General features: G+C 69.1%; 25 protein-coding genes and 2 tRNA genes. 16 read left to right on the top strand and 11 right to left on the bottom strand.

Annotated elements, in window-relative coordinates:
• Positions 1-62: 62 nt before the first annotated feature.
• From OL599_RS10630 to OL599_RS10605, 6 genes are all read right to left on the bottom strand, one after another.
• A complete protein-coding gene (locus tag OL599_RS10630; protein ID WP_264713710.1) occupies positions 63-1,712 on the bottom strand; it encodes a molybdopterin-binding/glycosyltransferase family 2 protein in 1,650 nt (549 codons plus the stop codon).
• Positions 1,709-2,419, bottom strand: a complete 711-nt coding sequence (locus OL599_RS10625) for an XdhC family protein (protein ID WP_264713709.1) — start codon at positions 2,417-2,419, stop codon at positions 1,709-1,711. The genes OL599_RS10630 and OL599_RS10625 overlap by 4 nt, the downstream gene beginning before the upstream one ends.
• Complete coding sequence (locus tag OL599_RS10620; RefSeq protein WP_264713708.1) at positions 2,416-2,757, bottom strand: XdhC family protein; 342 nt, start codon at positions 2,755-2,757, stop codon at positions 2,416-2,418. The genes OL599_RS10625 and OL599_RS10620 overlap by 4 nt, the downstream gene beginning before the upstream one ends.
• Positions 2,754-3,935, bottom strand: a complete 1,182-nt coding sequence (locus tag OL599_RS10615) for a vWA domain-containing protein (RefSeq protein WP_264713707.1) — start codon at positions 3,933-3,935, stop codon at positions 2,754-2,756. The genes OL599_RS10620 and OL599_RS10615 overlap by 4 nt, the downstream gene beginning before the upstream one ends.
• A gap of 32 nt (positions 3,936-3,967) precedes the next feature.
• The gene (locus OL599_RS10610) at positions 3,968-4,867 is read right to left on the bottom strand and encodes an AAA family ATPase (protein ID WP_264713706.1); all 900 of its coding nucleotides are present in this window, start codon (positions 4,865-4,867) and stop codon (positions 3,968-3,970) included.
• A 102-nt stretch (positions 4,868-4,969) separates the two neighbouring features.
• Entirely contained in the window at positions 4,970-5,575 is a 606-nt protein-coding gene (locus tag OL599_RS10605) for an SRPBCC family protein (RefSeq protein WP_264713705.1), read from the bottom strand.
• Positions 5,576-5,652: 77 nt separating this feature from the next.
• Between OL599_RS10605 and OL599_RS10600 the strand changes: the two genes are divergently transcribed.
• The 7 genes from OL599_RS10600 to OL599_RS10570 all read left to right on the top strand — a co-directional run bounded on the left by OL599_RS10600 (position 5,653) and on the right by OL599_RS10570 (position 10,247).
• Positions 5,653-7,071 carry a sodium:proton antiporter gene (locus OL599_RS10600; protein WP_264713704.1) on the top strand — a complete coding sequence of 473 codons (1,419 nt, stop codon included), beginning with the start codon at positions 5,653-5,655 and terminating at the stop codon, positions 7,069-7,071.
• 12 nt (positions 7,072-7,083) lie between these two features.
• The gene (gene prpB / locus OL599_RS10595; protein ID WP_264713702.1) at positions 7,084-8,004 is read left to right on the top strand and encodes a methylisocitrate lyase; all 921 of its coding nucleotides are present in this window, start codon (positions 7,084-7,086) and stop codon (positions 8,002-8,004) included.
• Positions 8,005-8,020: 16 nt separating this feature from the next.
• Positions 8,021-9,139: an acetoin utilization protein AcuC gene (locus OL599_RS10590; RefSeq protein ID WP_264713700.1), complete on the top strand. Its 1,119-nt coding sequence runs from the start codon at positions 8,021-8,023 to the stop codon at positions 9,137-9,139.
• 21 nt (positions 9,140-9,160) lie between these two features.
• On the top strand, positions 9,161-9,652 hold the full coding sequence (locus OL599_RS10585) for a DUF192 domain-containing protein (RefSeq protein WP_264713699.1): 492 nt from the start codon (positions 9,161-9,163) through the stop codon (positions 9,650-9,652).
• Positions 9,653-9,731: 79 nt separating this feature from the next.
• A tRNA-Pro gene (locus tag OL599_RS10580) sits at positions 9,732-9,808 on the top strand.
• Between the two features lie 23 nt (positions 9,809-9,831).
• A complete protein-coding gene (locus OL599_RS10575) occupies positions 9,832-10,143 on the top strand; it encodes an ETC complex I subunit (RefSeq protein WP_264713698.1) in 312 nt (103 codons plus the stop codon).
• A 27-nt stretch (positions 10,144-10,170) separates the two neighbouring features.
• Positions 10,171-10,247, top strand: a tRNA-Arg gene (locus OL599_RS10570).
• A 505-nt stretch (positions 10,248-10,752) separates the two neighbouring features.
• Here OL599_RS10570 and OL599_RS10565 read toward each other — a convergent pair.
• Positions 10,753-12,042, bottom strand: coding sequence for an extracellular solute-binding protein (locus tag OL599_RS10565; RefSeq protein ID WP_264713697.1), 1,290 nt, complete (start codon positions 12,040-12,042; stop codon positions 10,753-10,755).
• A 94-nt stretch (positions 12,043-12,136) separates the two neighbouring features.
• Here OL599_RS10565 and OL599_RS10560 point away from each other — a divergent pair, with 94 nt between their 5' ends.
• A complete protein-coding gene (locus tag OL599_RS10560) occupies positions 12,137-12,994 on the top strand; it encodes an MBL fold metallo-hydrolase (protein WP_264713696.1) in 858 nt (285 codons plus the stop codon).
• 20 nt (positions 12,995-13,014) lie between these two features.
• On the opposite strand, the gene OL599_RS10555 is transcribed toward OL599_RS10560, so the two are convergent.
• Positions 13,015-14,232: an ROK family transcriptional regulator gene (locus tag OL599_RS10555; protein ID WP_264713695.1), complete on the bottom strand. Its 1,218-nt coding sequence runs from the start codon at positions 14,230-14,232 to the stop codon at positions 13,015-13,017.
• A 147-nt stretch (positions 14,233-14,379) separates the two neighbouring features.
• Here OL599_RS10555 and OL599_RS10550 point away from each other — a divergent pair, with 147 nt between their 5' ends.
• The 7 genes from OL599_RS10550 to OL599_RS10520 all read left to right on the top strand — a co-directional run bounded on the left by OL599_RS10550 (position 14,380) and on the right by OL599_RS10520 (position 21,120).
• Positions 14,380-15,276 (top strand): carbohydrate ABC transporter permease, encoded by an 897-nt coding sequence (locus OL599_RS10550; protein ID WP_264713694.1) that lies wholly within the window; start codon positions 14,380-14,382, stop codon positions 15,274-15,276.
• Positions 15,273-16,148, top strand: a complete 876-nt coding sequence (locus OL599_RS10545; protein ID WP_264713693.1) for a carbohydrate ABC transporter permease — start codon at positions 15,273-15,275, stop codon at positions 16,146-16,148. The genes OL599_RS10550 and OL599_RS10545 overlap by 4 nt, the downstream gene beginning before the upstream one ends.
• 5 nt (positions 16,149-16,153) lie before the next feature.
• Positions 16,154-17,698: an argininosuccinate lyase gene (argH, locus tag OL599_RS10540; protein ID WP_264713692.1), complete on the top strand. Its 1,545-nt coding sequence runs from the start codon at positions 16,154-16,156 to the stop codon at positions 17,696-17,698.
• Positions 17,699-17,700: 2 nt separating this feature from the next.
• Positions 17,701-18,834, top strand: a complete 1,134-nt coding sequence (locus OL599_RS10535; RefSeq protein WP_264713690.1) for an ABC transporter ATP-binding protein — start codon at positions 17,701-17,703, stop codon at positions 18,832-18,834.
• Positions 18,827-20,047: an ROK family protein gene (locus OL599_RS10530; protein ID WP_264713689.1), complete on the top strand. Its 1,221-nt coding sequence runs from the start codon at positions 18,827-18,829 to the stop codon at positions 20,045-20,047. The genes OL599_RS10535 and OL599_RS10530 overlap by 8 nt, the downstream gene beginning before the upstream one ends.
• Positions 20,044-20,787 carry a glucosamine-6-phosphate deaminase gene (gene nagB, locus OL599_RS10525; protein WP_264713688.1) on the top strand — a complete coding sequence of 248 codons (744 nt, stop codon included), beginning with the start codon at positions 20,044-20,046 and terminating at the stop codon, positions 20,785-20,787. Before OL599_RS10530 ends, nagB begins: the two co-directional genes overlap by 4 nt.
• Before the next feature lie 111 nt (positions 20,788-20,898).
• Positions 20,899-21,120, top strand: a complete 222-nt coding sequence (locus tag OL599_RS10520; RefSeq protein ID WP_264713687.1) for a hypothetical protein — start codon at positions 20,899-20,901, stop codon at positions 21,118-21,120.
• A 57-nt stretch (positions 21,121-21,177) separates the two neighbouring features.
• Here the strand turns inward: OL599_RS10520 and OL599_RS10515 are convergent, their stop codons facing one another.
• From OL599_RS10515 to OL599_RS10505, 3 genes are read right to left on the bottom strand one after another with little or no spacing between them, the layout of a single operon-like run.
• Positions 21,178-22,764 (bottom strand): ABC transporter substrate-binding protein, encoded by a 1,587-nt coding sequence (locus OL599_RS10515; RefSeq protein WP_264713686.1) that lies wholly within the window; start codon positions 22,762-22,764, stop codon positions 21,178-21,180.
• A gap of 11 nt (positions 22,765-22,775) precedes the next feature.
• Complete coding sequence (locus OL599_RS10510; RefSeq protein WP_264713685.1) at positions 22,776-24,350, bottom strand: ABC transporter substrate-binding protein; 1,575 nt, start codon at positions 24,348-24,350, stop codon at positions 22,776-22,778.
• A 36-nt stretch (positions 24,351-24,386) separates the two neighbouring features.
• Positions 24,387-24,572 carry a hypothetical protein gene (locus tag OL599_RS10505; protein WP_264713684.1) on the bottom strand — a complete coding sequence of 62 codons (186 nt, stop codon included), beginning with the start codon at positions 24,570-24,572 and terminating at the stop codon, positions 24,387-24,389.
• Between the two features lie 71 nt (positions 24,573-24,643).
• On the opposite strand from OL599_RS10505, the gene OL599_RS10500 reads away from it, so the two are divergent.
• The gene (locus OL599_RS10500) at positions 24,644-26,047 is read left to right on the top strand and encodes a M20 family metallopeptidase (protein ID WP_264713683.1); all 1,404 of its coding nucleotides are present in this window, start codon (positions 24,644-24,646) and stop codon (positions 26,045-26,047) included.
• The last annotated feature ends 72 nt before the right edge of the window (positions 26,048-26,119 follow it).

Below are 26,119 nucleotides of genomic sequence, written 5' to 3'. Positions count from 1 at the left end.
GGCGAAACAGGCGTGATCGCCGGTATCAGGCGGCCGGTTTCGCCGGATGCGTGCAGCCTTTGTTACTGTCCGACATCCACGGGGCGCAGGCGCTGTGGCAGCGTGGCCAGGCTGTCCACCGTGTCGAAGTCGCGCAGCACGGAGTCGTCCTTGACCTCGACTTCCTCCACCTGCTCCATGTGCCGCTTCAGCAGGGCGCGGGCGCCGACATCGCCGGACAGCGCGCGGATTTCCGGGAAATAGCGGCGGTCCCACAGGATCGGGTTGCCGGTCTTGCCCTGGTGCGTGGGGACCACGATGCAACGGCCCTCGTCAGTGTCGTAGCTGGCGATCAGGCGGTCGATGATGCGGCCGGTGACCAGCGGCATGTCGCCGAGGCAGACGATGGCGGCCGAGACGGTTGCGGGGACCGCGGCAATGCCGGCTTTCAGGCTGGCGGACAGGCCGGATTCGTGGTCGTCGGCGTGCACGAAGGTGACGGGACGGCCGCCGAGGGCGGCGCGCACGTCTTCGGCGCGATGGCCGGTGACGACGACGATGGGGCGCGCGCCGGAGGACAGGACGTTGTCCACGACCCGTGCGATCATCGGCTTGCCGGTGCGGTCGGCGATCAGAAGCTTGTTGTACGGCGCCATCCGCGTGGACTTGCCGGCGGCCAGCACCACGGCGGCGAACTGGCGGCGCTTCGGCTGCGGCTCCTCCCTGGCGACGGCCTTGGCGCGCGGCAGGGGGCGGGCGTCGGTGTCCTTCAGCAGGCCGCCCACGCCCATGCGCATGATCTCGGCCGGTCCCATCGGGAGGTCGGCGAAGATGCGCTGCAGCACCCAGTCGATGCCGTTGGCCCTGGGGCTGCGGGCGCAGCCGGGCAGGACCAAAGCGGGGGTGTCGCCGATGCGGCCCAGGCAGATCAGGTTGCCGGGATCGACAGGCATGCCGAAATGAATGATCTCGCCGCCGGCGCGCACCACGCCGGAGGGGCCGACATCGCGGCGGTCGACCGTGGCCGAGGCGCCGGCGACCAGCAGCAGATCGGCGCCGGCGGCGAGGAGTTGGTGCAGGGCGGCGGCGATCGGCACCTCGGCGTGCGGGCAGCGCAGCGGCGCCAGCAGGCGGCCCCCCAGGCCGGTGACACGGGCGTCGGTCGCCTCGATGGTGCCTTCGATGACGCTTTCCTTGAGGCCGGGCAGCTCGCAGATCACCAGGCCGACGGTGCGCTTGCGGAACTTGTGCAGGGTGATGGCGGGCGCCGTGCGCGCCACCGCCTCGACCTTCTGCATCACGGTCTCGGCGACGGCGAAGGGGATGACCTTGAGGGTCGCCACCATGTCGCCGGCCGCGACCATGGTGAAATCGGGCAGGGTGCCGATGGTCAGCGCGTCGTCGATGAGGTTGATGCGGTCGACGACGGCGGCGTCCACGCGCAGCAGGCCGGGGGCGTCGGCGTGCAGGTTCACCCGGCCGGTGACGGCGCGGCGGCGCGACAGCAGCGGCGCGTCGAAGGCACGGGCCATGCGGTCGGCGGCCTCGTTCTCGGGCACGTCGCCCGGTTCGAGGCGGGCGGCGACGATCTCGGTGCGGCCGGCGGCGCGCAGGGCGGCGATGGCGGCCTCGTCGAGCAGCGCGCTTTTCTTCAGCACGCGGTCCGGCAGCCGGTGCGAGTGCGCGGTGACTGCCCCGAGCGCCTCGTCGAGCGGGAACGTGCCGAAGATCATGCCGCGGCCTTTGCGGCCGTCTTGGTCGCGAGCGGGGCGTTGCGGCGCACGGCAACGAATTCGGCCAGGATGGACAGGGCGATTTCGGGGGCCGTCACCGCCTCGAGGTCCAGGCCGACGGGGCCGCGGATACGGGCCAGGGCTTCCTCGCCGTGGCCGAGTTCGCGCAGGCGCTTGAGGCGGGCGGCGTGGGTCTTCCGGCTGCCGAGGGCGCCGATATAGAAGGCGCGGCTGCGCAAAGCGCGGTCGAGGGCGGGGTCGTCGAGCTTCGGGTCGTGGGTAAGGGTGACGACGGCGGTGCGTGCGTCCGGCACCAGGGCGTCCATCGCCTCGTCCGGCCAGTCGGTCATGATGGTGACGTTGGGGAAGCGCTCCGCGGTGGCGAAGGAGCCGCGGGGATCGACCACGATGACGTTGAGGCCGAGCTGGGCGGCCATCGGCACCAGGGCCTGGGCGATGTGCACGGCGCCCACCACCACCAGGCGCTGCGGCGGGTTGAAGACGTGCAGGAACCAGGCGCCGTCCGCGAGCTTCACCGTGTCGCTCTCGTCGCGGTCAAGCGCACGCGCGGCGGCGGCTGCCAGTTCGGGCCCGGCATCAGGGGACGGCAGCAGCATTTGCTCGCCGGACGGCAGCCTGGTAGCGACGACGACCGGGCGTTTGGCCGCGCGCGCGGCGGTGAGGGCGGCGAGCAGGTCCGGGGTCATGCCAGCTTCTCCACGAACACCTTCAGCTTGCCGCCGCAGGCTAGGCCCACTTCCCAGGCACGCTCGTTGGTGATGCCGAAATCCAGCAGTTGCGGCACGCCGGTCTGGATGGTCTTCATGGCGGCGTCGGCCACCGCGCCCTCGATGCAGCCGCCGCTGACCGAGCCGGCCATCTTGCCGGAGACGGTGACGGCGAGCTGGCTGCCGGCGCGACGGGGCGAGCTGCCCCAGGTTTCCGTGACCGTGGCGACGGCGACCTGTTCGCCGGCGGCGCGCCACTGGGCGGCGAGGGCGAGGATATCGTCGGCTTGCTGAGGGGCAGGGGTCGCGTCGGTCATAGGGCCACTCTCCAGGCGTCCATCGCCCGGGGGTTGCTCGGACGGGACAGGGTTTCGACCAGTTCGCGCAGGCTGGCCAGATTGTGGATCGGGCGGAACTCGTCCACATGGGGGAGCATCGCGCGGATGCCCTGGGATTTGGGTTCGAACCCGTCCCATCGCAACAGCGGGTTGAGCCAGATCACGCGGCGGCAGGATTTGTGCAGCCGCTCCATGTTCTCGGCGAGGCCGGTCGCGCCGTCGCGGTCCAGCCCGTCGGTGATCAGCAGGACGACCGCGCCCTGGCCGAGCACGCGGCGGGCCCAGTTGCGGTTGAACAGGCTCAGCGCCTCGCCGATGCGAGTGCCGCCGGACCAGTCGGGCACGGCGTGGGCGACCAGCTGGAACGCCACCTCGGGGTCGCGGTGGCGAAGCTGGCGGGTGATGTTGGACAGGCGGGTGCCGAACAGGAACACCGACACGCGGTCGCGGTCGTTCGCGACGGCGTGGAGGAAATGCAGCAGAATCTGGGCGTAACGCGACATCGATCCGGAGATGTCGCAAAGCGCGACCAGCGGCGGCGGGCGGGTGACCCTGCGGCTGCTGTCGATCGACAGGATCTCGCCGCCATGGCGCAGGCTGGAGCGGATGGTGGCGCGCAGGTCCACATGCGGGCCCGCCGGGTCCGGGCGCAGGCGGCGGGTGCGGTGCAGGGAGAGCGGCAGGGCCAGACGGCGGATCTCGGTCTTGGCGTTGGCGATGTCCGCGGCGCTCATCGCCTCGAAATCCATCTGCTGCAGCCGTTCGCGCTCGGAGACGGTCATGTCCGCCTCGATCTGCGGCGGTTCGTCCTGCGGGCGCGGGCGCTTCTCCTGCGGGCTCGCCATCGCCTCGGCGAGGCGGCGGCTGCCGGGCGGCGCGCGCTCGGGGCGCTTCTCCTTCGCCGCCTCCAGCAGCGCCATGGCGGCAGCGGTGCGGGCCAGTTCGGGGTCGCGCCAGAACATCACGAAGGCCTGGTTGAACAGGTCCTCATGCTCGTGGCGGTGCACCATGGTGGTGCGCAGGGCGGTGCGGACGTGATCGCGGCGGCCGATATCGATGAGACCGAGGGCCTCCTGGGCGGCCAGCATGTCGGACGGGCCCACCGGCAGGCCGGCGCGGCGCAGCAACCGGGCGAAATGCATCACGTTGGCGGCCATCTTGCCGCCCGGTTGCGGTCCGCCCGCTGGCGTCATGCCGCCGCCGCGGCGCGGACCTCACCCACCAGGCGGGCTGCCTCCGCACCTTTGATCTTGGCGATATCATCCTGATATTTCAGGAGAACGCCGAGCGTTTCATCCACCGCCTCGGGGGCCAGCTCGTGCTGGTCGAGATGGGTGAGCGCGCTGGCCCAGTCGATGGTTTCGGCGACGCCGGGCAGCTTGAACAGGTCCTCGCTGCGCAGGCGCTGCACGAAGGCGACGATCTCGGCCGACAGCTTCTCGGACACGCCGGGGGCCTTGCGGGCCAGGATCTGGCGCTCGCGCCGCGCGTCGGGGTAGTCGACCCAGTGGTAGAGGCAGCGCCGGCGGATGGCGTCATGCACCTCGCGGGTGCGGTTGGAAGTCAGCACCACCACCGGCGGGACAGCGGCGTGGACGGTGCCGTATTCCGGGATGGTGAGCTGGAAGTCGGCGAGCACTTCCAGCAGGAACGCCTCGAACGGCTCGTCGGCGCGGTCGAGCTCGTCGATCAGCAGCACGGCGGGCGGCTGGTCCGGGTCGATCGCGCTCAACAGCGGGCGGGGCTGCAGGAATTCGCGGGAATAGATGTCGCCGGCCAGCGTGTGGCGGTCGACCGTGCCCGCAGCCTCGGCGATGCGGATCATCATCAGCTGGCGGGCATGATCCCACTCATAGGCGGCGGCCGCGAGATCGAGGCCGTCATAGCATTGCAGCCGGACCAGGCGGCGGTTCAGGCCGGCGGCGAGGACCTTGGCGATCTCGGTCTTGCCGGTGCCGGGCTCGCCTTCCAGGAACAGCGGGCGCCGCATGGACAGGGCCAGGAACACGGTGGTGGCCAGCGCGGTGTCCGCGACATAGCCGCCGGCGGCGAGGAGCGATGCGGTTTCGGTGACGGAGGAGGGGAGCATTACGCGACCCCCTTGGCGTGGAGGGGGGCGCTGAAGGCTGGGCAGGCGTTCGTCACCGTGAAATTATCCTTTGCAAACAGGGCGCTGTGCCGGAAATTTCGCTCAGAGCAGGCTTCCGAACAGCAGCACGAGGATGGCCAGGAAGAGGGCCACGCCGATCCAGGCGATGATGGGAAAGCCCATCGGCTCGCGCGGCAGCATGCCGAGCACGCTGACGGAGGGGGCCGCGGCGGCGGCCGGTGGCGCGCCGGCGGCTTCGGCCTCGACGGGCGGCGCCACCTGGGCGGCGAAGCGGTCGAAGAAGGCGTCGGCCATCTGCTTGGCGGTCGCGTCGATCAGGCGCGCACCGAGCTGGGCGATCTTGCCGCCGACCTGGGCCTTCACGTCGTATTTCAGGATGGTGTCGCTGCCGTCGGGGATCAATGTCACCACGGCGCCGCCCTTGGCGAAGCCGGCGACGCCGCCCTGGCCCTCGCCCTCGATGCGATAGCCGTTTGGGGGATCGAGGTCGAGCAGCCGGACCTTGCCGGCGAACCGGGCGGAAATCGGGCCGATCTTGACCGAGGCGGTGGCCTTCAGGCTGTCGTCCCCCTCCCGCTCCAGGCTTTCGCAGCCGGGAATCGCGGCCTTGAGGATCGCGTTGTCGTTCAGGGCGTTCCATACCTTCTCGCGCGGCGCTGGAATCCGCCGCTCGCCGGTCATGTCCATGTCGGGCCGTTCTCCGTTCCGCGCGGCGTAGGTGCCTAAGGTTGCGCGCACTGGACGTTACTTATAGGGGTTGGGCCATGCAATCATCCCCCCCCTTTCGCCGCGGCGCTGCCTGGATGTGGGGTGGGACGGCGCTGTTGGCCAGCCTTGCTCCGGGTGCGGCGCTGGCGGCACCGCCCGGGGGTGCGGCGCCCGGGCCGGAGTGGGGCGTTCCGTTCGCCGGGGTGCTGCTGTCGATCGCGCTGATGCCGGTGCTGGCGCCGCATTTCTGGCATCGGCGGATGGGGGCCGTCGCGGCGGGATGGACGCTGGCGCTGGTGCTGCCGCTGGCGGTCATGCAGGGTGTCGGCGTGGCGGGCGCCGCCGTGTGGCATGCCATCCTGCTGGAATACCTGCCTTTCGTAACGCTGCTGCTGGCGCTGTTCACGGTGGGCGGCGGCATCCTGCTGGAAGGCGGGCCGTGGGGGACGCCCCGGGGGAACACGCTGCTGCTGGCCCTCGGCACCATGCTTGCGGGGGTGATGGGGACCACCGGGGTGTCGATGGTGCTGATCCATCCGCTGCTGCGCGCCAACTCCCACCGGCGGCGGCGGGTGCATATCGTCGTGTTCTTCATCCTGCTGTGCGCCAATGTCGGCGGCGCCACCACGCCGCTGGGCGATCCGCCGCTGTATATCGGCTTCCTGCACGGCGTGCCGTTCTTCTGGCCGCTGCGCAACCTGACAGCGCCGATGCTGGTGGTGGCGGTGCCGCTGCTGGCGGCGTTCTGGCTGCTTGACCGGCATCTGGCGGCGCGCGACCCGCAGCCGGCCCGTGTACAGCGGATCCGGGTGCGTGGCCGGCCCAACGTGGCGCTGATCGGCGTGGTGGTGGCGACCGTGCTGGCGCAGGGGATGTGGCACCCCGGGACGGCGCAGATCCTGGGTCAGGCGATCGAGCTGGAGCGGCTGGGCGGTATGGCCGTGTTCGTGGCGGTCGCCGCGGTGTCGCTGCTGGTGACGCCGGCCGCGGTGCGCGAGGGCAACCTGTTTACCTGGGCGCCGATGGCCGAGGTGGCCAAGCTGTTCGCGGCCATCTTCATCACCATCGGGCCGGTGCTGGCCATGCTCGCGGCCGGGCGGGAGGGGCCGCTGGCGCCGCTGCTGGCGCTGATGACGGACGCCGGGGGGCGGCCGATCCCGCTGGCGTATTTCTGGCTGGCCGGCACCCTGTCGGCGTTCCTGGACAACGCGCCGACCTATCTGGTGTTCTTCCAGCTCGCCGGGAACGATCCCGCGCTGTTGACCGGCGAGCTGAGCGGCACGCTGCGGGCCATCGCCGCGGGGGCCGTATTCTTCGGCGCGCTGACCTATATCGGCAATGCGCCCAACCTGATGGTGCGCACGATCGCGGCGCATCGCAGCGTGCGCATGCCCGGCTTCTTCGGCTACATGGCGTGGTCCTGCGCCATCATGCTGCCCGTCTTCGTGCTGCTGACCCTGATCTTCTTCGTATAGAGGAACCCTGCCATGACGTATCTGGTCGCCGACGATCTTCCCGCCGAGCCCGCGGGCGAGCGCTTCCGGCGCCTGCTGGCACGTGGCGGCATTCTGCAGATACCCGGCACCCATAACGGCCAGGCGTCGCTGCAGGCCAAGGCCGCGGGGTTCGAGGCAGCGTATTTGTCGGGGGCGGCGATGACCGCCTCGATGGGCCTGCCCGATCTCGGCATCATCACCGTGGACGAGGTGTGCTTCTTCATCCGCCAGGTGGCCCGCGCCTCCGGCCTGCCGGTGCTGGTGGACGGCGACACCGGCTACGGCGAGGCGCTGAACGTGATGCACATGGTGCGCAGCTTCGAGGATGCGGGGGCGGCGGCGGTGCATATCGAGGACCAGCTGCTGCCGAAGAAATGCGGCCACCTGAACGACAAGAAGCTGGCTGACGCGCATGACATGGCCGCCAAGGTGGCTGCCGCCCGCAAGGCGCGCCGGCACCTGTTCATCATCGCCCGCACCGATGCCGCGGCCAGCGAGGGCATGGACGGGGCGGTGGCGCGGGCGCGGCTGTACCTGGACGCCGGGGCCGATGCGATCTTCCCGGAGGCGCTGACCACGGCGGAGATGTTCCGCGAATTCGCCAGCCGGGTGAACGCGCCGCTGCTGGCCAACATGACCGAGTTCGGCCGCACCCCGTTCTTCACTGCGCGCGAGTTCGAGCAGATGGGCTACCGCATGGTGATCTGGCCGGTGAGTTCGCTGCGCGTGGCCAACAAGGCGCAGGAGGAGCTATATGCGGCGATCCGGCGCGACGGCGGCACGCACAGGATGGTGGACCGGATGCAGACCCGGGCCGAGCTGTATGCAACGATCGGCTATCACGACTACGAGGCGCTGGACGCCTCGATCGTGAAGACGGTGATTCCGACGGCGATGCCCCAGGTGGCGTGATTGCTGGGTGGCGCATATGGCAGGGGCGCAGGCGCCTGATCCGCGGCTGCGTCCGGTCTATGTCGGCAGCGAGATCTATCGCCATTCGACCTATGGGCCGAAGCATCCGCTGGCGGTGCCGCGCGTCTCCACCTGCACCGATCTGGCGCGGGCGATGGGGTGGCTGGATGACAGCGCCTTCGTGCAGGCGCCGCTGGCGAGCGATGCGCAACTGCTGCGCTTCCACCACACGGACTACATCGCCGCGCTGAAGCGGGCCGAGGCGACGCAGGCGGTGAGCGCCGAGGACCGGGCGCGGTTCCGCATCGGCGCCGATGGGAACCCGGTCTATCGCGAGGTGTTCCGCCGCCCGGCGATCTCGGCGGGCGGGGTGATGCTGGCGGCGGGCATGGTGGCGCAAGGCGGCATCGTGCATTGCCCGGGCGGCGGCACCCATCACGGCCGGCCGGACCGGGCCAGCGGGTTCTGCTACCTCAACGACCCCGTGCTGGGGATCCTGACCTGGCTGGACCAGGGGCTGGACAACATCGTCTATCTGGACATCGACGCGCATCACGGCGACGGGGTGCAGGACGCATTCCATGACGACGACCGGGTGCTGACCATCAGCATCCACGAGGCCGGCCGCTGGCCGTTCACCGGGGCGGCGGACGATCGGGCCGGCGGGGCCGCGCGCAATTTTCCGGTGCCCGCGGGGTTCAACGACACCGAGCTGCGCTGGCTGCTGGAGGCCGCGGTGCTGCCGTTGATCTACGCCCGCCGCCCGCAGGCGATCCTGCTGCAATCGGGGGCGGACGGGCTGGAGGAGGACCCGCTGGCGCGGCTGTCGCTGTCCAACAACGCGCATTTCGGCGTGGTGGCGGCGATTCGCGACCTGGCGCCGCGGCTGGTGGTGGTGGGCGGGGGCGGCTACAACCCCTATGCCGTCGGGCGCTGCTGGGCGGGGATCTGGGCGGTGCTGAACGGGCAGCCGATCCCTGACCACACTACGCCGGCGGCCGAGGCGGTGCTGCGTGGCCTGGTCTATAACCGCGCCGCCGGGCGCAACCCGCCGGAGCACTGGTTCACCACGCTGCGCGACGCGCCGCGGGAAGGGCCGGTGCGCGACGCGGTGCGGCGCTTGGCAGAGCTTTGAACCAAACGAAGGTCCGACCGCATGATCCGTCGCCGCCATGTGCTTGCCCTGCTCTCCGGCGCCGCGCTGGCGTTGCCGGCGCGCGCCCAGATCGGGCTGAACCCGACCGGTCCGCAGCCCGAGCTGCCCAAGGAGCCGCTCACGATCGTGACGCATGACAGCAAGCGGCACGAATTCATCGTGGAGATGGCGCTGACGCCGGCGCAACAGACCATCGGCCTGATGTTCCGCCCCAAGGTGCCGCCCGATGGCGGGATGCTGTTCGACTGGGGCGCGCCGCGGCCGTCGCAGATGTGGATGCGTAACACCGTCAGCAGCCTGGACATGCTGTTCATCAACGCCGATGGCAGCATCCGCCACATCGCCGAGCGCACCGTGCCGCAGAGCCTGGCGATCGTCGACAGCAATGGCCCGGTGCGCGCGACGCTGGAAGTGGCGGCCGGCACGGCGGAGCGGCTGGACATCCGCGTGGGCGACAGGGTGCTGCAGCGCATCTTCGCGAACGCGCCCTGAGGCTTGCTTTGCCGGGGGCGCATCAATAGCTTGCCGGCCGGATGCCCCGCGCCGGAAGGGTGGGGCACCGGATAGGGTCCGGGGCGTGGCGCAGCCTGGTAGCGCGCGTGTTTTGGGTACACGAGGCCGCCGGTTCGAGTCCGGCCGCCCCGACCAGCCAACGGGATATGGAGACAGTGATGGCGCCGAGGGTACGGATCTACCAGCAGCCGAAGACCGCGATGCAATCCGGCATGGCCGGCACGCATGAATGGGTGCTGGAGTTCGAGCCGACCGAGGCGCGCCGGGCCGACCCGCTGATGGGCTGGATCGGCAGTTCCGACACCAGGGGGCAGGTGCGGTTGACCTTCGCGACCCGCGATGAGGCCGTGGCCTATGCCGCGAAGCAGGGTTTTGCGTATGAGGTGGAACTGCCACATCAGCGGCGGATGAAGCCGAAGGCCTATGCGGATAATTTCAAGTTCGGCCGCAGCGAGAATTGGACGCACTGATCCGTCCTGTGTGCGGCCCGGCGTTGCGCGCCCTTAGCTCAGGTGGATAGAGCAACAGCCTTCTAAGCTGTGGGTCCCTGGTTCGAGTCCAGGAGGGCGCGCCAATAATTAATTTGTCGAAAAACTCAGGAAAATTCTCCAGATTGGGCCATCCCCGTGTGGGCGGGGGAGTCCCCGGGCGGGGCTGGGACTTCGAGCGCAAGAAACGGAGTGCACGCCCGCGCGGGGACAGGCGAGGATGGCCCGTTTTGATGGCGGACAGCCGATGCAGCATCTCATCCTGGCAGTCCTGATCGCGGGCTCTCCATCTGGCCCGGTTGTAGCAACCGCCCATGACCCGCCCGCGGCGGCGATGTTCGTGGCCGCCAGGACGGGCAAGGAGCGGCTGAGCGACAAGGCGTCGGACGATCAGCGCGTGGACGATTGCAAAGTGCCCCCGGCGCGACGGGACCGCGCCAGGCCGACCGCCTGCCCGTGGGACGGCGGGAGCTGACGCGGTTCCGTCGCGCCCGGCTCCCTGGAAAAGCCCGACAGGCGAGGCCGCTCTTTGTGCAGAGCGCCTTGGCTGGGGTTTCACCGCCTGGCCCGCGAGCCAGGCGGCGTGCACCATCAGGTCTTGTAGTAGTTGTCGATCAACTGCTGCTCGGCCGCGGCCGCCTGCTTCACCGAGGCGGTGGGGTCCTGGTTCTGGATCAGCACCCGATCGAGCATGTCGGCGAAGATCTGGCCCTGCGCGTCCTCGTTGACGAAGTCGGTCGCGTGCGCGTAGCGCAGGCCCGCCAGCATCGGCCCGGCGAGCGGATCGGCGAGGTTCTTGTCGCTCAGCGCGACCGACTTGCGGGCGGGAAGCTCGCCCGTCGTGTCGAACCAGAGCTGCATGGCCTCGTTCGTGGTGATGAAGGCGAGGAACTTCGCGGCGGCATCACGCTTGGCGCCCGCGACGGTCGAGGACAGGCCGTTCACCCAGTAGGACGCATAGTTGCTCTTGACGCCGTTGTGCTGCGGCAACTCGGCGACGCCCCAATCCAGCCCGCGCGCGCTCTTGAAGGTGCCGAGCCGGAACGAGCCGTCGACATGGACGCCGGCCTTGCCGGCCTTGAACGCCGCCTGGCTCTCGGAGAGGAAGCCCGCGGCCGCAACCTTATGCTTGCGCTGCAGATCGGTGTACCAGGCGAAGGCGGCGCCCCCGGCGTCGCTTCCGTACATGACCGTCCTGAAGTCATCGCTGTAGGGCCGGCCGCCGAATTGCCGCACCAGCACCTCGCGCCACCAATGGTGGTCCTGCGAGGGAAGGCCGATGGTCGCGCCGGCCGTGGTGATGTTGCCGCGGGAATCGCGCTGCGTGACGGCAAGTGCGTCCTTCAGCATCTCGTCGAGAGTCGCCGGCGGCTTGCCGCCCGGGACGCCGGCATCGGCGAGGAGTTTCTTGTTGTAGAACAGGCCGAGGCTGCGCACCGCGGTCGGGATCGCCCAATAGGTGCCGTCCGTCTTCATCAGCTTGACGAAGTCGAAGAAGGCGTCGTCGATCTCGGCCGTCTTGAACAGCTCCGACGGCAGCGGCTGGATCAGCTTGGCTTTCGCATATTCGCGCATCCAGCCGAAAAACAGCTGGAGGATGGCAGGGCCCTCGCCGGCCGGAACCGCCGCCGCGACCTTGGTGCGGTATTGCGCATAGGGGAAGTGGGTGTGCTTGACCTTGATGCCTGGATTGGCCGCCTCGAATTTGGCGATGAGCGCGTCGATCGCCTCGACGCGCTCCTTGAAGAAATACTGCCAGTATTCGATCTCGATCACGTTCTGCGCGCGCAGGACGGCGGGCGCGGCGAGGGTGAAGCCGGTCGCGAGCGTGCCCTTGGCGAAGCCGCGCCGGCTGAGCCGGAAGTTGTTGTCCTCAGTCATCGATCGTTCTCCCTTGATTGAGCTATAAGGCGGCCGCGCACTGCGATTCTGCGGCGTGACGGGGTTGGGGCAGGGGATGGACGGGCCACGACGGATGGCGCTCACGGGCGCAACGCTTTTCGCGCTCTGCGATGCCGAGCCGCCGCCCGCCGATTGGGCCTATTCGTTCCCGACCGCCGCGATCGACGCGCACCGGGATGTTGCCGACGCCTGGTTGCCCGACGGCAAGTTCCACACCCGGTTCGGCGTGTTCGCGCTGGTCGACGGCGTCCGGATCACGCTGGTCGACACCGGCGTCGGACCGGGGCCGCATGCCTATTTTCCTGGCCTTGCCGGCAGGCTGCTTGCGGAGATGGAAGATGCGGGCCTCGATCCCGCCGCCGTCGACACGGTGCTGTTCACGCATTTCCATCTCGACCATGTCGGCTGGGCGTGCGGCGGCGACGGCCGCCCGACGTTCCCGAAGGCGCGTTATCTGGCCCCGGCGGCCGAGCTCGCGCATTGGCAAAGCGAGGGCCGGCAGGCCGCCTTGCCGCACCATGTCGCGGCCTATGAGCGTTGCATTGCGCCGCTGGTGGTGAGCGGCCGGCTTGAGACCGCCGAGTCCGGCGAAGCGTTGCTCGCACCGGGCCTCAGCTTCGTCGCGGCACCGGGCCACACCAAGGGGCATCACGCCGTGCTGGTCGAGGGGCGCGGCCGGCCGGTTTTGATCGCCGGCGATCTCTGGCACAGCCCGGCGCAGATCGCCGTGCCGGCGTGGTGCCATCGCGCCGATCGCGACCAGCCCCGCGCGATCGAGAGCCGGACGCGGCTGGCTGGCTGGGCGGCGGAGGCGGGCGCGATCGTCGCCGCCGGCCACTTCCCCCATGATCGCGTCTTCGGAACGATTATGCGGGCAACGGGTGGGGGCCTCACTTTCGCGCCGCTGCGCGGGTCCGCGCCGGCCGGGTGAGCCCAGGGGGGCGCGGCGCATCATCGCCGCTTGCCCGGGCCGGTGTCCGCCGGGACGCGCGGCCTGGCGGCGGGGCGCTGCCGGACCTTCACGACCCGTGGCTGCAGGGTCAGGCCGCTGAACAGCGGCAGGGTCGCGCCGCCGAGGGCCGGTGACGCCCGCCCGACCCGGCCCAGCATCAGCCGGGGCCGGCAGCGCCCGGCGCGGGCGCTCACCGTCGGCGGCAGCGGTTCGAGACGGGAGGCGAGGTCCTTCAGCGCCGTCTCCGGCAGTTGTCCACCGAGCACGACCGTCTCGGGATCAAAGATGTTCTCCAGGTTGGCGATGGCGATGCGGAGCACGCGCGCGGCCGCGTCGAACCATGCGGCGACGACGCGTGGGTCTCCTGCGAACAGCTCGTCGGCCGTGACATGGTCGGAGGCCCCCGATGCCGACCGCAGCGCCGACAGCGACGCGGTGGCTTCGAGCGTGACCGGACACCCACGGCGGTCCTCGCTGATGACCATGCGGCCGATTTCGCCGGCATTGCCCCAGGCGCCGGCGAGCGGCCGGCCGTCGACGAAGATGCCGCCGCCGATGCCCTCCGACAGGTACAGATAGACAAAGGTTCGCAGATCGCGCGCGACGCCGAGCAGATGCTCGCCGATTGCCGCGGCGGTGGCGTCGTTGTCGACGAGGACCGGCATCTTCAGGGCTGCCGAGAAAGCGGCGTCGAAGGCCTCGCGCGACCAGGCCGCCATCGACAGCGAGTCGGGCTCCGCTTCTTCGACAGCGCCGAACGGGCCCGGCAGGACGATGCCGGCGCCCCAGAGCCGGGACCGGTCGACCCCGGCCTTCACGAGCAGATCGTCCACCAGCGTGGCGATGTCGGGAAGGGTGCCTTCCGGCGTTGCCGTCTTGCAGGGCCGGACGATCTCGGCGCGCACATGCGCGCCGAGATCCGCCAGAACGCCGGTGAGCCCACCAGGCTCGATCTGCAGGCCGATCGAATAGCCGCCGTCGACGTCGAGCATCAGATCGATCGGCGGCTGCCCCCGCGCGGTGGCGCGGCGGCCGATGTTCTTGACGAGGCCGTCCCGGCACAGCTCGTCGGCGACGAGCGACACCGTTTGCGCCGAAAGGCCGGTCGCGGCCGCGATCTCGGCGCGAGACGCGGGGCCGCCCCGGCGCAGGGCGTCGAGCACGACGCGGCGATGGTGGCCGCGACGGTCAAAGGGCGCGAGGCCGGAAACGCTCATCCATCCCAGACCTTCTCCCCCGTTGCGGCGCCCGGGCACGAATTTCCGGACGCGGCCCTTGCACCATGGCGTGATCTGCGCCTTAAATCAACGTCTGTGATTTAAGGGGTCGCCGCCCGTGGGGTGGTTGCCGAAGCGGGATTGCGAATGAAGCGCTACGGCGACTGGAAGGTGGAGACGAAGCAGGCCGCGCAGGCCTGGCTGTTCCTGGCCGTGCCGATCGTCTTCTTCACGGTCATCCGCTTCTACCCGGCGCTCGATTCCTTTGGCATCGCGTTCACTGAATGGAACCTGCTGTCGCCGCCGAAATTCGTGGGTTTCGCCAATTTCCGCAGGATGATCGACGATCCGGTGTTCTGGCTGTCCTTCAGGAACACGTTCCTCTATCTGATCATTGGCACGCCGGTCAGCCTCGTGATCTCGTTCGTCGTGGCCTACTACCTCGATCAGGTCAGGTTTGCGCACGGGCTGATTCGCGCCCTCTACTTCATTCCGTATCTGACGACGACGGTGGCCATGGCCTGGGTCTGGCGCTGGTTCTACCAGCCGCCGCCGATCGGCCTGTTCAACAACATGCTCAATGCGATCGGGCTCGACGCGCTGCCCTTCCTGCGCTCGACCGAACAGGCGCTTCCGGCCGTGCTGGCGCCGGCCATCTGGGCCGGGCTTGGCTTCCAGGTGGTGCTGTTTCTTGCCGGCCTGCGGGCCATCCCGTCGAGCTATTACGAGGCCGCGCGGATCGACGGGGCCGGCCGCGGCATGATCCTGCGTGAGATCACGCTGCCGCTGCTGAAGCCGACGATGATCTTCCTCGTCGTGATCAGCTCGATCGGCTTCCTGCGCATCTTCGACCAGGTCTACAACATGACCGACAATGGCGCCGGCGGCCCGCTGAACTCCACCCGGCCGCTCGTCCTGAACATCTACCAGACCGCGTTCCGCTCCTTCGAGATGGGCTATGCCGCGGCGCAAACCCTGGTGCTGTTCCTGATCTTGCTGGTGGTCAGCCTCGTCCAGCTTCGGCTGCTGCGAGAGCGGGCATGAGCACGCCCTTGAATGCCCCGTCCGCGCCGCGCGACCCATTCGTCGCGGCGTCGGGCGTGCGGACGAGGCCCGGCCTCGTCGTTGCCTGGACCCTGCTGATGATGGGCGGGATCGCGATGATGGTGCCGCTCGTCTACATGGTCGCGACCTCCCTGAAGTTTCCGCATGAGGTCTACGACCTCAACATCATTCCGAAGGAGCCGACCTTCGAGAACTACATCTATATCTTCAAGAACACGCGGTTCGGGCTGTGGTTCGTGAACTCGCTGGTGACGAGCACGTTCGTCACGATCTCCGTCCTCTTCTTCGACAGCCTGATCGGCTACACGCTGGCGAAGTTCAAGTTCCGGGGGCGCGAGATCGTCTTCATCGCCATCCTGACGACGCTGATGATCCCCACCGAAATGCTGGTCGTCCCCTGGTACATCATGGCCAAGAACTTCGGCTGGCTGAACAGCTATTGGGGCATCATGTTCCCCGGCCTGATGACCGGCTTCGGCGTGTTCCTGATGCGGCAGTTCTTTTCCGGCATCCCCGACGACTACATCCACGCGGCGCGCGTCGACGGGCTCGGTGAGTTCCGTATCTGGTGGGTCGTCGCCATGCCGCTGGTGGCGCCGGCGCTTTCGGCGCTCACCATCTTCACGTTCCTCGGCAACTGGACGGCCTTCCTGTGGCCGCTGATCGCCACCAACGATCGCGGCCTCTATACGATGCCGGTCGGGCTCGCCTCCTTCTCGGGCGAGTACCTGACCGATTGGGAACTGATCATGGCGGGTGCGACGATCGCGACGCTGCCGACGCTGGTCGTCTTCCTCGTCTTCCAGCGCTACATCATCCGCGGCGTCGTGCTCGCGGGCATCAAGGGTTGACGCGCATGAGCCCGCAACACGCAGCCGCTCCCTCCGGCAGCGACGACCGCTTCCCGGCGCCGGTCTATGCCCGCACGGTGCTGGCGCCCGCCTTCGCGCATACGCAGGCCCATCACCTCGGCCACCTCATGCGCCTGCACCGCGCCCATGCGGTCATGCTGGCCGAGGAGGGTCTGATGTCACGCGCCGATGCGGCCGCCATCCTCGGCGCCCTCGATGCGGTGGAGCGCGAGCGCGCCGACGCGACGGAGCCGGCGGCGTTCACCGGCGAGCATGAGGACCTGTTCTTCTTCATCGAGTCGCGGCTTGCGCGGCACGTCGATCCCGACATCGCAGGGCGGCTGCATACCGGCCGGTCGCGCAACGACATCGACCACACCCTGTTCAAGATGGCCTTGCGCGAGCGGCTGGACGCGCTCGCCTCGACGCTGCTCGACGTGGTCGAAGTGCTGATCCGGCGCGCGACGGCGGATATCGGCACGATCGTGCTTGCCTATACCCATGGGCAACCCGCGCAGCCGACGACGTTCGGCCATTACCTCAGCGCCATGACCGAGGCATTGCTGCGGGACTTCGACCGCCTGATGCAGGCGCGCGACGTCGTCGACCGCTGCACCATGGGCGCGGCCGCCATCACGACGACCGGCTTCGCGCTGAACCGCGAGCGCATGGCCGATCTCCTCGGGTTCTCCGCCATCCTGCGCAACTCCTATGGCTGCATCGCCTCGAGCGACTACACCGCCGGAACCTATGCGGCGCTGAAGCTGAATGCGCTGAATGTCGGCCGCTTCGCCCAGGATATGGGATTCTGGGCGGCCTTCGAGGTCGGCCAGCTGCGGCTGTCGGACGGTTTCGTGCAGATCAGTTCGATCATGCCGCAGAAGCGCAACCCCGTGCCGATCGAGCATATGCGCCTCATGGCTTCGCTCTGTGCCGGGCAGTGCGACGCGGTGATGCTGGCGCTGCATAACACGCCGTTTACCGACATGAACGACAACGAGCACGAGGTTCACGGGCAGGGCTATGCCGCGTTCGCCACCGCCGACCGCCTGCTGTCGCTGCTGGCCGCCGTCATCGCCTCGGCCGAAGTGAACGAGACGCGCGCGCGGGCCAATATCGATGCGTCCTACGCCACGATCACCGAGCTCGCCGACACGCTGGTGCGCGAGGAGGGGGTGGCGTTCTCCGGCGCGCATCACGTCGCGGCAGCGCTCGCCCGTGCCATGCAGGCGACCGGCCAGACGCTCTCGACGGTTCCCTATGGAGTTTTCGCCGACCTGTTCGCCGCGCGCTTCGGGCGACGGCCCGGCCTCGACGAGCCGACCTTCCGGCGCGTGACGACGCCCGACCATTTCGTCGCCGTGCGCAACCGCCCCGGCGGACCGGCGCGCGAGGCGATGACGGAGAGCCTGGCGCTCTATTGCGCGCAGGCGAGGGCGGCGCGCGCCGCCCTCGCTGCCCACCGGGAACGGGATGTTGCCGCGCGCAAGCGCCATGGCGCGGCCATCGCCGCCATCGTCCATGCCGGCGGGTCAGGAAAGGGCGCCTGATCATGGCCGAGCTTTCCCTGCGCGACGTCGTCAAGCGCTACGGCGACATCGACATCGTCCACGGCATCAGCCTCGACATTGCCGACGGCGAGTTCGTCGTGATCGTCGGTCCCTCGGGCTGCGGCAAGTCGACGACGCTGCGGATGATCGCCGGTCTGGAGAGCCTTTCGGGCGGGACCATCTCCATCGGCGGCCGCGTCGTGAACACGCTGGAGCCGAAGGAACGGAACATCGCCATGGTGTTCCAGAACTACGCGCTCTATCCGCACATGACCGTGTTCCGCAACATCGCCTTCGGGCTCTATGCGGCGCGCCTGCCCAAGGCCGAGATCGAGCTGCGCGTGCGCAAGGCGGCGACGCTTCTCGGCCTGACCGATCTGCTCGACCGGCGGCCGAGCGCGCTCTCCGGTGGCCAGCGCCAACGCGTCGCCATGGGGCGCGCCATCGTTCGCGACCCGACGGTGTTCCTGTTCGACGAGCCGCTGTCCAACCTCGATGCGCAACTGCGCGGGCAGATGCGCACCGAGATCAAGCGGCTGCACCACACGATCCGCACGACGATCGTCTACGTGACCCACGACCAGGTCGAGGCAATGACGCTGGCCGACCGTATCGTCATCATGCGGGACGGGCGTATCGAGCAGATGGGCCACCCGCTCGACGTGTTCCACCATCCCGCCAGCACCTTCGTCGCCGGCTTCATCGGCACGCCGAAGATGAACCTGGTGGAGGTTGGCGTGCAGGCGGATGCGGCGGACGCCCGGCTCGATCTCGGCGGCGGCGCCGCGCTGGGCCTGCCGCAAGGTGCCGCCAGGATCGGCGGCCGCTCCCGCATCATCCTTGGCATCCGGCCGGACGATCTGCAGATCCGCCCGGTTGGCCAGGCGGGCGCCGGCGACGGCGTTCGCCACCTGAGCGGCGAGGTCGTCCTGTCCGAGCCGCTCGGCAGCACGACGCAGGTCATCAGCCGGATCGGCGGGTCCGAGTGGATCGGCATGTCGGACGGGCACTTCATTCCCACACCCGGATCGCGGATCACCATGATACCGGACGCCCGGCGGCTGCATCTGTTCGACATCGCGACCGGCAAGGCTATCGCCGACGGCGGAACCGAGGTCGGTACGCATCTTGGCTGATCTCACGATGCCCACCGCTGCGCAAAGCGTCGCACCATTCGATGCCACGGGCGCCGTCGTCCGGGCAGTGCTCGCTGCCGGTCCGCTGACGATCGACGAGATGTCGCGCCGCATCGGCCTGCCGGCACGATCCGCGTCGGACACCGTTCGTTTGCTCGAGCGTGATGGGTGGCTGGCGACGCGTGGCGCGCGCGAAAGCGGTGGCGCGGCCGTCTTCGACCTGCGCGCCGATGCTGCCTTTGTTCTCGGCCTCGATCTTGGAGGCACGAAGCTGCATGCGGCCGTGGCGGACCTGCGCGGGCGTGTCGTTGCGGAAGGCGTCGAGCCGACCGATCAGCGCGGCGGCCAGCATGTGGTCGAGCAGATTGGCCGGCTTGCCGACGTCCTGGCACGGCGCGGCGACGTTCCGGACGGCCGCATCCGTATCGGGGCGATGGGCAGTCCGGGCGTGGTCGATCCGCGATCCGGCGGAATAGCCATAGCGCCCAACATTCCCGGCCTCGACGAGATCGACGTCGGCGCGGCCTTGAAGGGCCGCCTCGGCTTCGCCGTCGCCATCGAGAACGACGTCAACCTCGCTGCCGTCGGCGAAGCGTGGCGCGGCGCACGAGGCGGTGCCGCGAACTTTGCCTTCATCGCCGTCGGCACCGGAATCGGCATGGGGATCGTCGCCGATGGCGAGCTGCTGCACGGTGCGCGGGGCGCTGCCGGCGAGATCGCCTATCTGCCGCTCGGCGCCGACCCGTTCGACCGCCGCAACCTGCGGCTCGGGACGCTGGAGACGGCGATCGGCAGCCGCGCGATCGTCGCGCGCTATGAGGCGCTCGGCGGCGCGCCGGGAAAGACCGTCCGTCAAATCTTCGACGTGATCGGCACCGATCAGGCCGCCTGTGTCGCGCTGGACGATGTCGCGCGCATTCTCGCCACCGCGATCCTGGCGGTTCACAGCGTCCTGGATCCGGAGCGGGTCGTGCTCGGCGGCAGTATCGGCTCGCGGCCGGAATTGTCGGCCATGGTCGAGCGGCACCTGGCGGCCTGCATGAGCCGGCCGGTGCGGGTCGAGATCAGCGTTCTCGGGAGCCGCGCGACCTTGACGGGCGCGATCGGCAGCGCGCTCGACAGCTTCTATCGTTCCGTGTTCGCCATCCCCTGGCTGCGTCTTTCTTCGTCGGGCGAGTCGCGGACCATGTCGGCGGATGGCGCCGCGAGATGAGCGAGATCGACCAGCAGATCGCGACGGAGATCGTCGCCGATGCCGCCGCGGTGGCCGAGCGCGTGTCGGACATCATCCTCGCACGCGTTCGCGCGCAGCCGCGCCTGACGCTCGGGCTCGCAACCGGCAGGACGATGGTGCCGATCTACCAGCGTCTGGTCGCGGCGTATCGCGCCGGCACGGTCTCTTTCCGCGGATGCACGACCTTCAATCTCGACGAATATTGCGGTCTTGCCGCCCACGACCCGGCGAGCTTCCATACCTATATGCGGGCGAGTTTCTTCGACCACGTGGACCTGCGCGCCGACCACGCCCATGTGCCGGACGGCATGGCGGCGGACGCGGACGGCGAATCGTTGCGTTACGAGCGCCTGATCGCGGCCGCCGGCGGCATCGACCTGCAAGTGCTCGGCATCGGGATCAACGGCCATATCGGTTTCAATGAACCCGGATCACCGCTTCGGTCGCGCACGTGCCGCGTCACCCTGGCGCCGGAAACGCGCGCCGCCAATTCCTTTTCGTTCGGAGAAGGCCGGGCTGTGCCGAGCCACGCCATTACCATGGGGATCGCGACGATCCTGGACGCACGGGAAATCGTTCTGGTCGCCACAGGCCGCGACAAGAAGCGGGCGGTCGAGGCGGCGCTGAACGGACCCGTTTCCGAGGATTGTCCTGCCTCGGCGCTGCGGCGCCATCATCACGCCTGTCTCGTCTGCGACGAGGACGTCCTCGTGCGCTGATATAATATCGGTGGCCCACCTCGACGACCGCGGTGCAGGTGTCGGAGGCGCGGCGGGCCGGGTGGTTCTGACGGAGAAGCTGCCAGCCGCCACCGCTCCGATGTTGACGAGATGTTTCTGATGCCGGTGTCTTTCGAGGATGCTGCCGCGCTCGCGCTGCAGAAATATGGTGAGCGCGCGTGGTGGGCGCTGAGCCAGCGTGAGAGATCTGCGGCGATCTACGCGGAGATGCGCCGGCTCGACCTCGAGGCGGTGCCGCCGGCGCCCGGGGTGGGCACGGCGGCGCGTGATGAAGCGGCACAGGAGCCTGTCATATCCACGGATCCAGCCTGAGCGCGAATAAGCGCCGCTGCACCAGGCGTTCGCCGATGCGGCGGGTGAGGGGACGCATCAGGCCGGGCGCACATTCCAGGGATAGGCCGAGACCCCCTGCAGCACGCCGGTGATGCTGCGGCGGAACAGCGTGCGGATGTAGAATTGGCCGAGCGGTATGGTCGCCACCTCGTCCATGGCCAGGGCGCCGATGGCATCGGCGACGCGGGCCTGGGTGGCGTCGTCCGGCGCCTCCAGCCATTCCTGCGTCATCTCCTCGGCCTTGGCGCTGGTCCACCAGCCGAACCAGCCGGCCGCGCCCTGGCCCCGCACCAGCGGCGAGACCGCCGGGCTGGCATAGCTCATGGCCGAGCCGGTGGTGTGGAAGATGCTCCAGCCGCCTTTCTCCACCGGCTCGCGGCTGGCGCGGCGTTGCACCACCGTGCCCCAGTCGCTCTCCTGCAGGTCGACATTCATGCCGATCCGCTTCAGCGCGTCCGCCGTCACCTGGCCGAGCGGGCCGATATCGGGGAAATCCGTGGGATTGATGATCACCACTTTCTGGCCGGCATAGCCCGCTTCCTTCAGCGCCGCCCGCGCGGCATCCAGGTTGCCGGGCATCATGGCCGGGCCGGCGTCGCGGTAGTACGGCGTGTCTTTCGGATACAGGCTGCGGCAGGTGGTCCACAGCGAAGTGTCGTCGCCGCGGGCGGCGCGCATGTAGTCTTCCTGGATGACCGCGAGGCGCACCGCGCGGCGCAGGCGCACGTCGTTGAACGGCGGCTGCAGATGGTTCAGCCGCATCAATGCGAGCCGGCCGCCGGGGTCGGCGACCTGGCCGGCAACGTTGGGGTTCTTCAGCAGCGCCGGCTGCAGGTCGCTGAGCGGGCGCTCCCACCAGTCGATCTCGCCGTTCTGCAGCGCCGCGGCGGCGGTGGCGGGATCGGGGATCATGGTCCATTCGACGCGCGGGAAATAGGCGATCTTGGCGCCGGTGGCCCAGTCCGGCTTCTCGCTGCGGGGCACGTAGCCGTCGAACTTCTCGTAGATGACGCGGCTGCCGGAATTGAATTCGCTGGCGATGAAGCGGTACGGGCCGGAACCGACCATCTCCTTGATCGCGGTGTTGGCATCGGTAAGGGCCAGCCGCTCGGGCATGATGAAGGCAACCGAGGAGTCGGCCTTGCCGATCGCGTCCAGCAGCAGCGGGAACGGGCGGGTGAGGTGGATCTCGATAGTCCGGTCGTCGGGTGCGGCCCAGCGATCGACCACCTTGGCCAGGAGCTGACCGAAGGACTCGCGCCTGGCCCAGCGCTGCAGGCTGGCCACGCAGTCGATGGCCCGCACCGGGGTGCCGTCGTGGAACTTCAGGCCTTCGCGAAGGCGGATGCGCCAGAGGCGGCCGTTGCCGGAAACCTCGTGCCCTTCGGCCATCTGCGGCTGTGGGCGCATCCTGCTGTCGGTGGAATAGAGCGTGTCGAACACGTAATAGCCGTGCTCGTTGGTGACCGTGGCGGTGGTCCAGATCGGGTCGAGCACACTGAGGTTCGCCTGCGGCACGAAGCGCAGCGTGGCGGTCTTTGCGGGTTGCGCGATCGACGGCGTTGCGAGTGCCGTCGGCGCCGCCAGAGCGGCGGCGCCTTTCAGGAAATTGCGGCGATACATCAACGGCTCCGTCAGGCTGGGCGGACGTTCCAGGGATAGGGCGAGACGCCTTGCAGCACGCCGGTGATGCTGCGGCGGAAAGCGGTCTTGCCGTACCACTGGCCCAGCGGAATGGTCGCGACCTCGCTCATCGCGAGGTTGGCGAGCTCGGAGGCGACGCGCTTCTGCGATGCCGTATCCGGCGCGTCGAGCCATTCCTGGGTGAGCTGCTCGGCCTTCGGGCTGTCCCACCAGCCGAACCAGCCATCCTTGCCCTGGCCGCGCACCAGGGCCGACGTGGCCGGCGTGGAATAGGCGGCCGACGAGCCGAAGGTGTGGAAGATGCTCCAGCCGCCTTTCTCCACTGCCTCGCGGCTGGAGCGGCGCTGCACCACCGTGCCCCAGTCGGTTTCCTGCAGGTCGACGTTCATGCCGATCTTCTTCAGCGTGTCCGCTGTTACCAGCCCGAGCGGGTGGATGGCAGGGAAGTCGGTGGGATTGATGATCACCACCTTCTGGCCGTTGTAGCCGGCCTCCTTCAGCGCGGCGCGGGCGGCGTTCAGGTCGCTCTTCATCCATTTGCCGTTGTCCTGCGTCTCATACGGCGTGCCGCACGGGAACTGGCTGTGGCAGATGCTCCACAGCGACGTGTCGTCGCCGAAGGTGGCGCGCATGTAGTCTTCCTGGTTCACCGCCATCAGCACGGCGCGCCGGATGCGCACGTCGTTGAACGGCGCCTGCAGGTGGTTCAGCCGCATCAGCGATTCGCGGCCCTGCGGATTGTCGATCTGCAGGGCGATGTTCTTGTCCTTGGCCAGCGTCGGCAGCAGGTCGCTGAGCGGCTGCTCCCACCAGTCGATCTCGCCGTTCTGCAGCGCGGCGCCGGCGGTGGCGGGGTCGCCGATGATCTTCCATTCGATGCGCGGGAAATAGGCCACCTTGCCGCCGGTCGCCCAGTCCGGCTTTTCGCTGCGGGGCACGTAGCCGTCGAACTTCTCGTAGGCGGCGGAGCTGCCCGTGTTGTACTCGCTGGCGATGAACCGATAGGGCCCGGAGCCCACCATCTCGGTGATCTGCTTGCTCGCGTCGGTGCGGGCGAGACGCTCGGGCATGATGAAGGCGACCGACGCGTCGGGCTTGCCGATGGCTTCCAGCAGCAGCGGGAACGGCTTGGTCAGGCGGATCTCGATGGTGCGGTCGTCAACGGCGCCCCATTTCTCCACCACTTTCGCCAGCACTTGGCCGAAGGGCTCGCGCTTGGACCAGCGCTCCAGGCTGGCGGCGCAGTCGATGGCGCGCACCGGCGTGCCGTCGTGGAACTTCAGGCCGTCGCGCAGGCGGATGCGCCAGACGCGGCCGTTGTCGGAGACCTCGTGCCCCTCGGCCATCTGCGGCTTCGGCTTGCCGTCGGCGGCGGTGGAATAGAGCGTGTCGAAGACATAATAGCTGTGGTTGCTGGTGACGGTGGCGGTGGTGAAGATCGGGTCCAGCAGCGTCAGGTTGGCCTGCGGCACGAAACGCAGCGTGGCGGTCTTCGCCGGCTGGGCGATGGCGGGCGCGGCGAGGAGCGAGGCGGCGGCGCCTTTGAGCAGGGTCCGGCGATGCATTTGGCAGTTCTCCCGATATTTGTCTTTGTGAGCAGGCTAGCAGAGTCGGACGCAGGTCGCGAGGCGGTCCTTCACCGTGCGCGGCACCGTGTCCGGATCACACGTCCACCAGTCCGTGGCGGGCATGATTTCGACCTCGATGAGACCGTTGCCGTCCGTCGGTTCCATCATCGCATCAATCGCGGCGATGCCGATCGTGCCGCCTGCCAGTGCGCAGGGCAAGACATCGCCCCTTGGCCGTCTGGACCGATGGCGCGTCCGCTGGCAGCCTGCGCGCACACACGGAGGACCTGATGAGCACACGGGAAGGCGCGATCGCGCGCGCGTTGACTTTCTTCGACGAGGGCAAGTTCCGCGACCGGCTTGCCGGGCTGGTGGCGATCCCGAGCACGTCCCAGGATCCCGGCCACGAGGCCGACGTGAAGCGCTACCTGGAAGCGGGCATCCGGCCCTGGATCGAACGGCTGGGCTTCACGGTGGCCGTGCATCCGAACCCGCAGCCCGGCTTCGGCCCTATCCTGACCGCCGAGCGGATCGAAGATCCGTCACGTCCCACCGTGCTCACTTACGGTCATGGCGACACGGTGCGCGGGCTGGAGGACCAGTGGGACGAGGGCCTGAAGCCCTGGACGCTGACCGAGGCCGGAGACCGCTGGTACGGCCGCGGCACCGCCGACAACAAGGGCCAGCACGCGCTGAACCTGACCGCGCTGGAGCAGGTGCTGGCCGAGCGGGGCGGCAAGCTCGGCTTCAACGTGAAGCTGGTGCTGGAGACCAGTGAGGAGCGCGGCTCGCTGGGCCTGCGCGCGTTCGTGGCCGCCAATGCCGAGGCGCTGAAGGCCGACGTGCTGATCGCGAGCGACGGCCCGCGCGTGGCCGCCGACACGCCCACGGTGTCCACGGGCACGCGCGGCACGTTCCATTTCGACCTGGTGCTGGATGTCCGCCCGGGCGGCGTGCATTCCGGCAACTGGGGCGGCATGACCACTGATCCGGCAATCGTGCTGTCGCATGCCATCGGCGCGATCTGCGACCGCAACGGCAAGATCCTGGTGCGCGACTGGCTGCCCCGCAACGGCATGCCCGCCGCGGTGCGCGCCGCCCTGGCAGGCTGCGAGCTGCACAGCGAGGCGTCGGCGACGATCGACCCCGGCTGGGGCGAGCCCGGCTTCACCGCGGCGGAGAAGGTGTTCGGCTGGAACAGCTTCATCGTGCTGGCCATGGTGTCCGGCCGGCCGGAGAATCCGGTGAATGCGGTGGCGCCGAATGCCCGGGCGCATTGCCAGATCCGCTACACCGTGGACAGCGACCCCACGACGTTCGAGGCCGCGCTGCGCCGGCATCTGGACGCGAACGGCTTCCCCGAGGTGAAGATCGAGCGCGCGGGCATCCGCATGCCGGCGAGCCGCACCAATCCCGACGATCCCTGGGTGCGCTGGACGGTGGACAGCATGGAGAGGTCGCTGGGCCGCCGGGTGCAGGTGATCCCGAACAGCGGCGGCGGCCTGCCCGGCGACGTGTTCGTCGACCATCTGCATGTGCCGCTGGTGTGGATTCCGCACAGCTACAACGGCTGCAAGCAGCACGGGCCGAACGAGCACTTCCTGATCGCCCCGGCGCGCCAGGGCATGGCCGCCTATGCCGGCATCTGGTGGGATTTGGGCGAGGCCGGAACGCCCGCAGTCGGCCCGCGCTGAACCGGCGCGCCCGCCAACCGGCGCGCGAGCCGGTTGGCGGGCATGGCCATGGGTCGTGGCGGCATCGGCATC

The organism is Limobrevibacterium gyesilva (assembly GCF_025989185.1).
In the GTDB taxonomy this organism is placed as follows: domain Bacteria; phylum Pseudomonadota; class Alphaproteobacteria; order Acetobacterales; family Acetobacteraceae; genus Limobrevibacterium; species Limobrevibacterium gyesilva.
Note: the sequence above shows the minus strand (reverse complement) of the source record. Positions and strands in the feature narration are given on the sequence as shown.

Excerpts from the sequence above, each read along its gene's own strand:
- OL599_RS10510 (WP_264713685.1), bottom strand. The coding sequence starts at position 24,350 with ATGCATCGCCGGACCCTGCTCAAAGGCGCCGCCGCCTCGCTCCTCGCC.
- OL599_RS10545 (WP_264713693.1), top strand. The coding sequence starts at position 15,273 with ATGAGCACGCCCTTGAATGCCCCGTCCGCGCCGCGCGACCCATTCGTC.
- nagB (WP_264713688.1), top strand. The coding sequence starts at position 20,044 with ATGAGCGAGATCGACCAGCAGATCGCGACGGAGATCGTCGCCGATGCC.
- OL599_RS10610 (WP_264713706.1), bottom strand. The coding sequence starts at position 4,867 with ATGCTCCCCTCCTCCGTCACCGAAACCGCATCGCTCCTCGCCGCCGGC.
- OL599_RS10565 (WP_264713697.1), bottom strand. The coding sequence starts at position 12,042 with ATGACTGAGGACAACAACTTCCGGCTCAGCCGGCGCGGCTTCGCCAAG.
- OL599_RS10560 (WP_264713696.1), top strand. The coding sequence starts at position 12,137 with ATGGCGCTCACGGGCGCAACGCTTTTCGCGCTCTGCGATGCCGAGCCG.
- OL599_RS10500 (WP_264713683.1), top strand. The coding sequence starts at position 24,644 with ATGAGCACACGGGAAGGCGCGATCGCGCGCGCGTTGACTTTCTTCGAC.
- OL599_RS10615 (WP_264713707.1), bottom strand. The coding sequence starts at position 3,935 with ATGGCCGCCAACGTGATGCATTTCGCCCGGTTGCTGCGCCGCGCCGGC.
- OL599_RS10620 (WP_264713708.1), bottom strand. The coding sequence starts at position 2,757 with ATGACCGACGCGACCCCTGCCCCTCAGCAAGCCGACGATATCCTCGCC.
- OL599_RS10555 (WP_264713695.1), bottom strand. The coding sequence starts at position 14,232 with ATGAGCGTTTCCGGCCTCGCGCCCTTTGACCGTCGCGGCCACCATCGC.
- OL599_RS10590 (WP_264713700.1), top strand. The coding sequence starts at position 8,021 with ATGGCAGGGGCGCAGGCGCCTGATCCGCGGCTGCGTCCGGTCTATGTC.
- OL599_RS10585 (WP_264713699.1), top strand. The coding sequence starts at position 9,161 with ATGATCCGTCGCCGCCATGTGCTTGCCCTGCTCTCCGGCGCCGCGCTG.
- OL599_RS10515 (WP_264713686.1), bottom strand. The coding sequence starts at position 22,764 with ATGTATCGCCGCAATTTCCTGAAAGGCGCCGCCGCTCTGGCGGCGCCG.
- OL599_RS10520 (WP_264713687.1), top strand. The coding sequence starts at position 20,899 with ATGTTTCTGATGCCGGTGTCTTTCGAGGATGCTGCCGCGCTCGCGCTG.
- OL599_RS10550 (WP_264713694.1), top strand. The coding sequence starts at position 14,380 with ATGAAGCGCTACGGCGACTGGAAGGTGGAGACGAAGCAGGCCGCGCAG.
- OL599_RS10600 (WP_264713704.1), top strand. The coding sequence starts at position 5,653 with ATGCAATCATCCCCCCCCTTTCGCCGCGGCGCTGCCTGGATGTGGGGT.
- OL599_RS10625 (WP_264713709.1), bottom strand. The coding sequence starts at position 2,419 with ATGACCCCGGACCTGCTCGCCGCCCTCACCGCCGCGCGCGCGGCCAAA.
- OL599_RS10630 (WP_264713710.1), bottom strand. The coding sequence starts at position 1,712 with ATGATCTTCGGCACGTTCCCGCTCGACGAGGCGCTCGGGGCAGTCACC.
- argH (WP_264713692.1), top strand. The coding sequence starts at position 16,154 with ATGAGCCCGCAACACGCAGCCGCTCCCTCCGGCAGCGACGACCGCTTC.
- OL599_RS10605 (WP_264713705.1), bottom strand. The coding sequence starts at position 5,575 with ATGGACATGACCGGCGAGCGGCGGATTCCAGCGCCGCGCGAGAAGGTA.
- prpB (WP_264713702.1), top strand. The coding sequence starts at position 7,084 with ATGACGTATCTGGTCGCCGACGATCTTCCCGCCGAGCCCGCGGGCGAG.
- OL599_RS10575 (WP_264713698.1), top strand. The coding sequence starts at position 9,832 with ATGGCGCCGAGGGTACGGATCTACCAGCAGCCGAAGACCGCGATGCAA.
- OL599_RS10535 (WP_264713690.1), top strand. The coding sequence starts at position 17,701 with ATGGCCGAGCTTTCCCTGCGCGACGTCGTCAAGCGCTACGGCGACATC.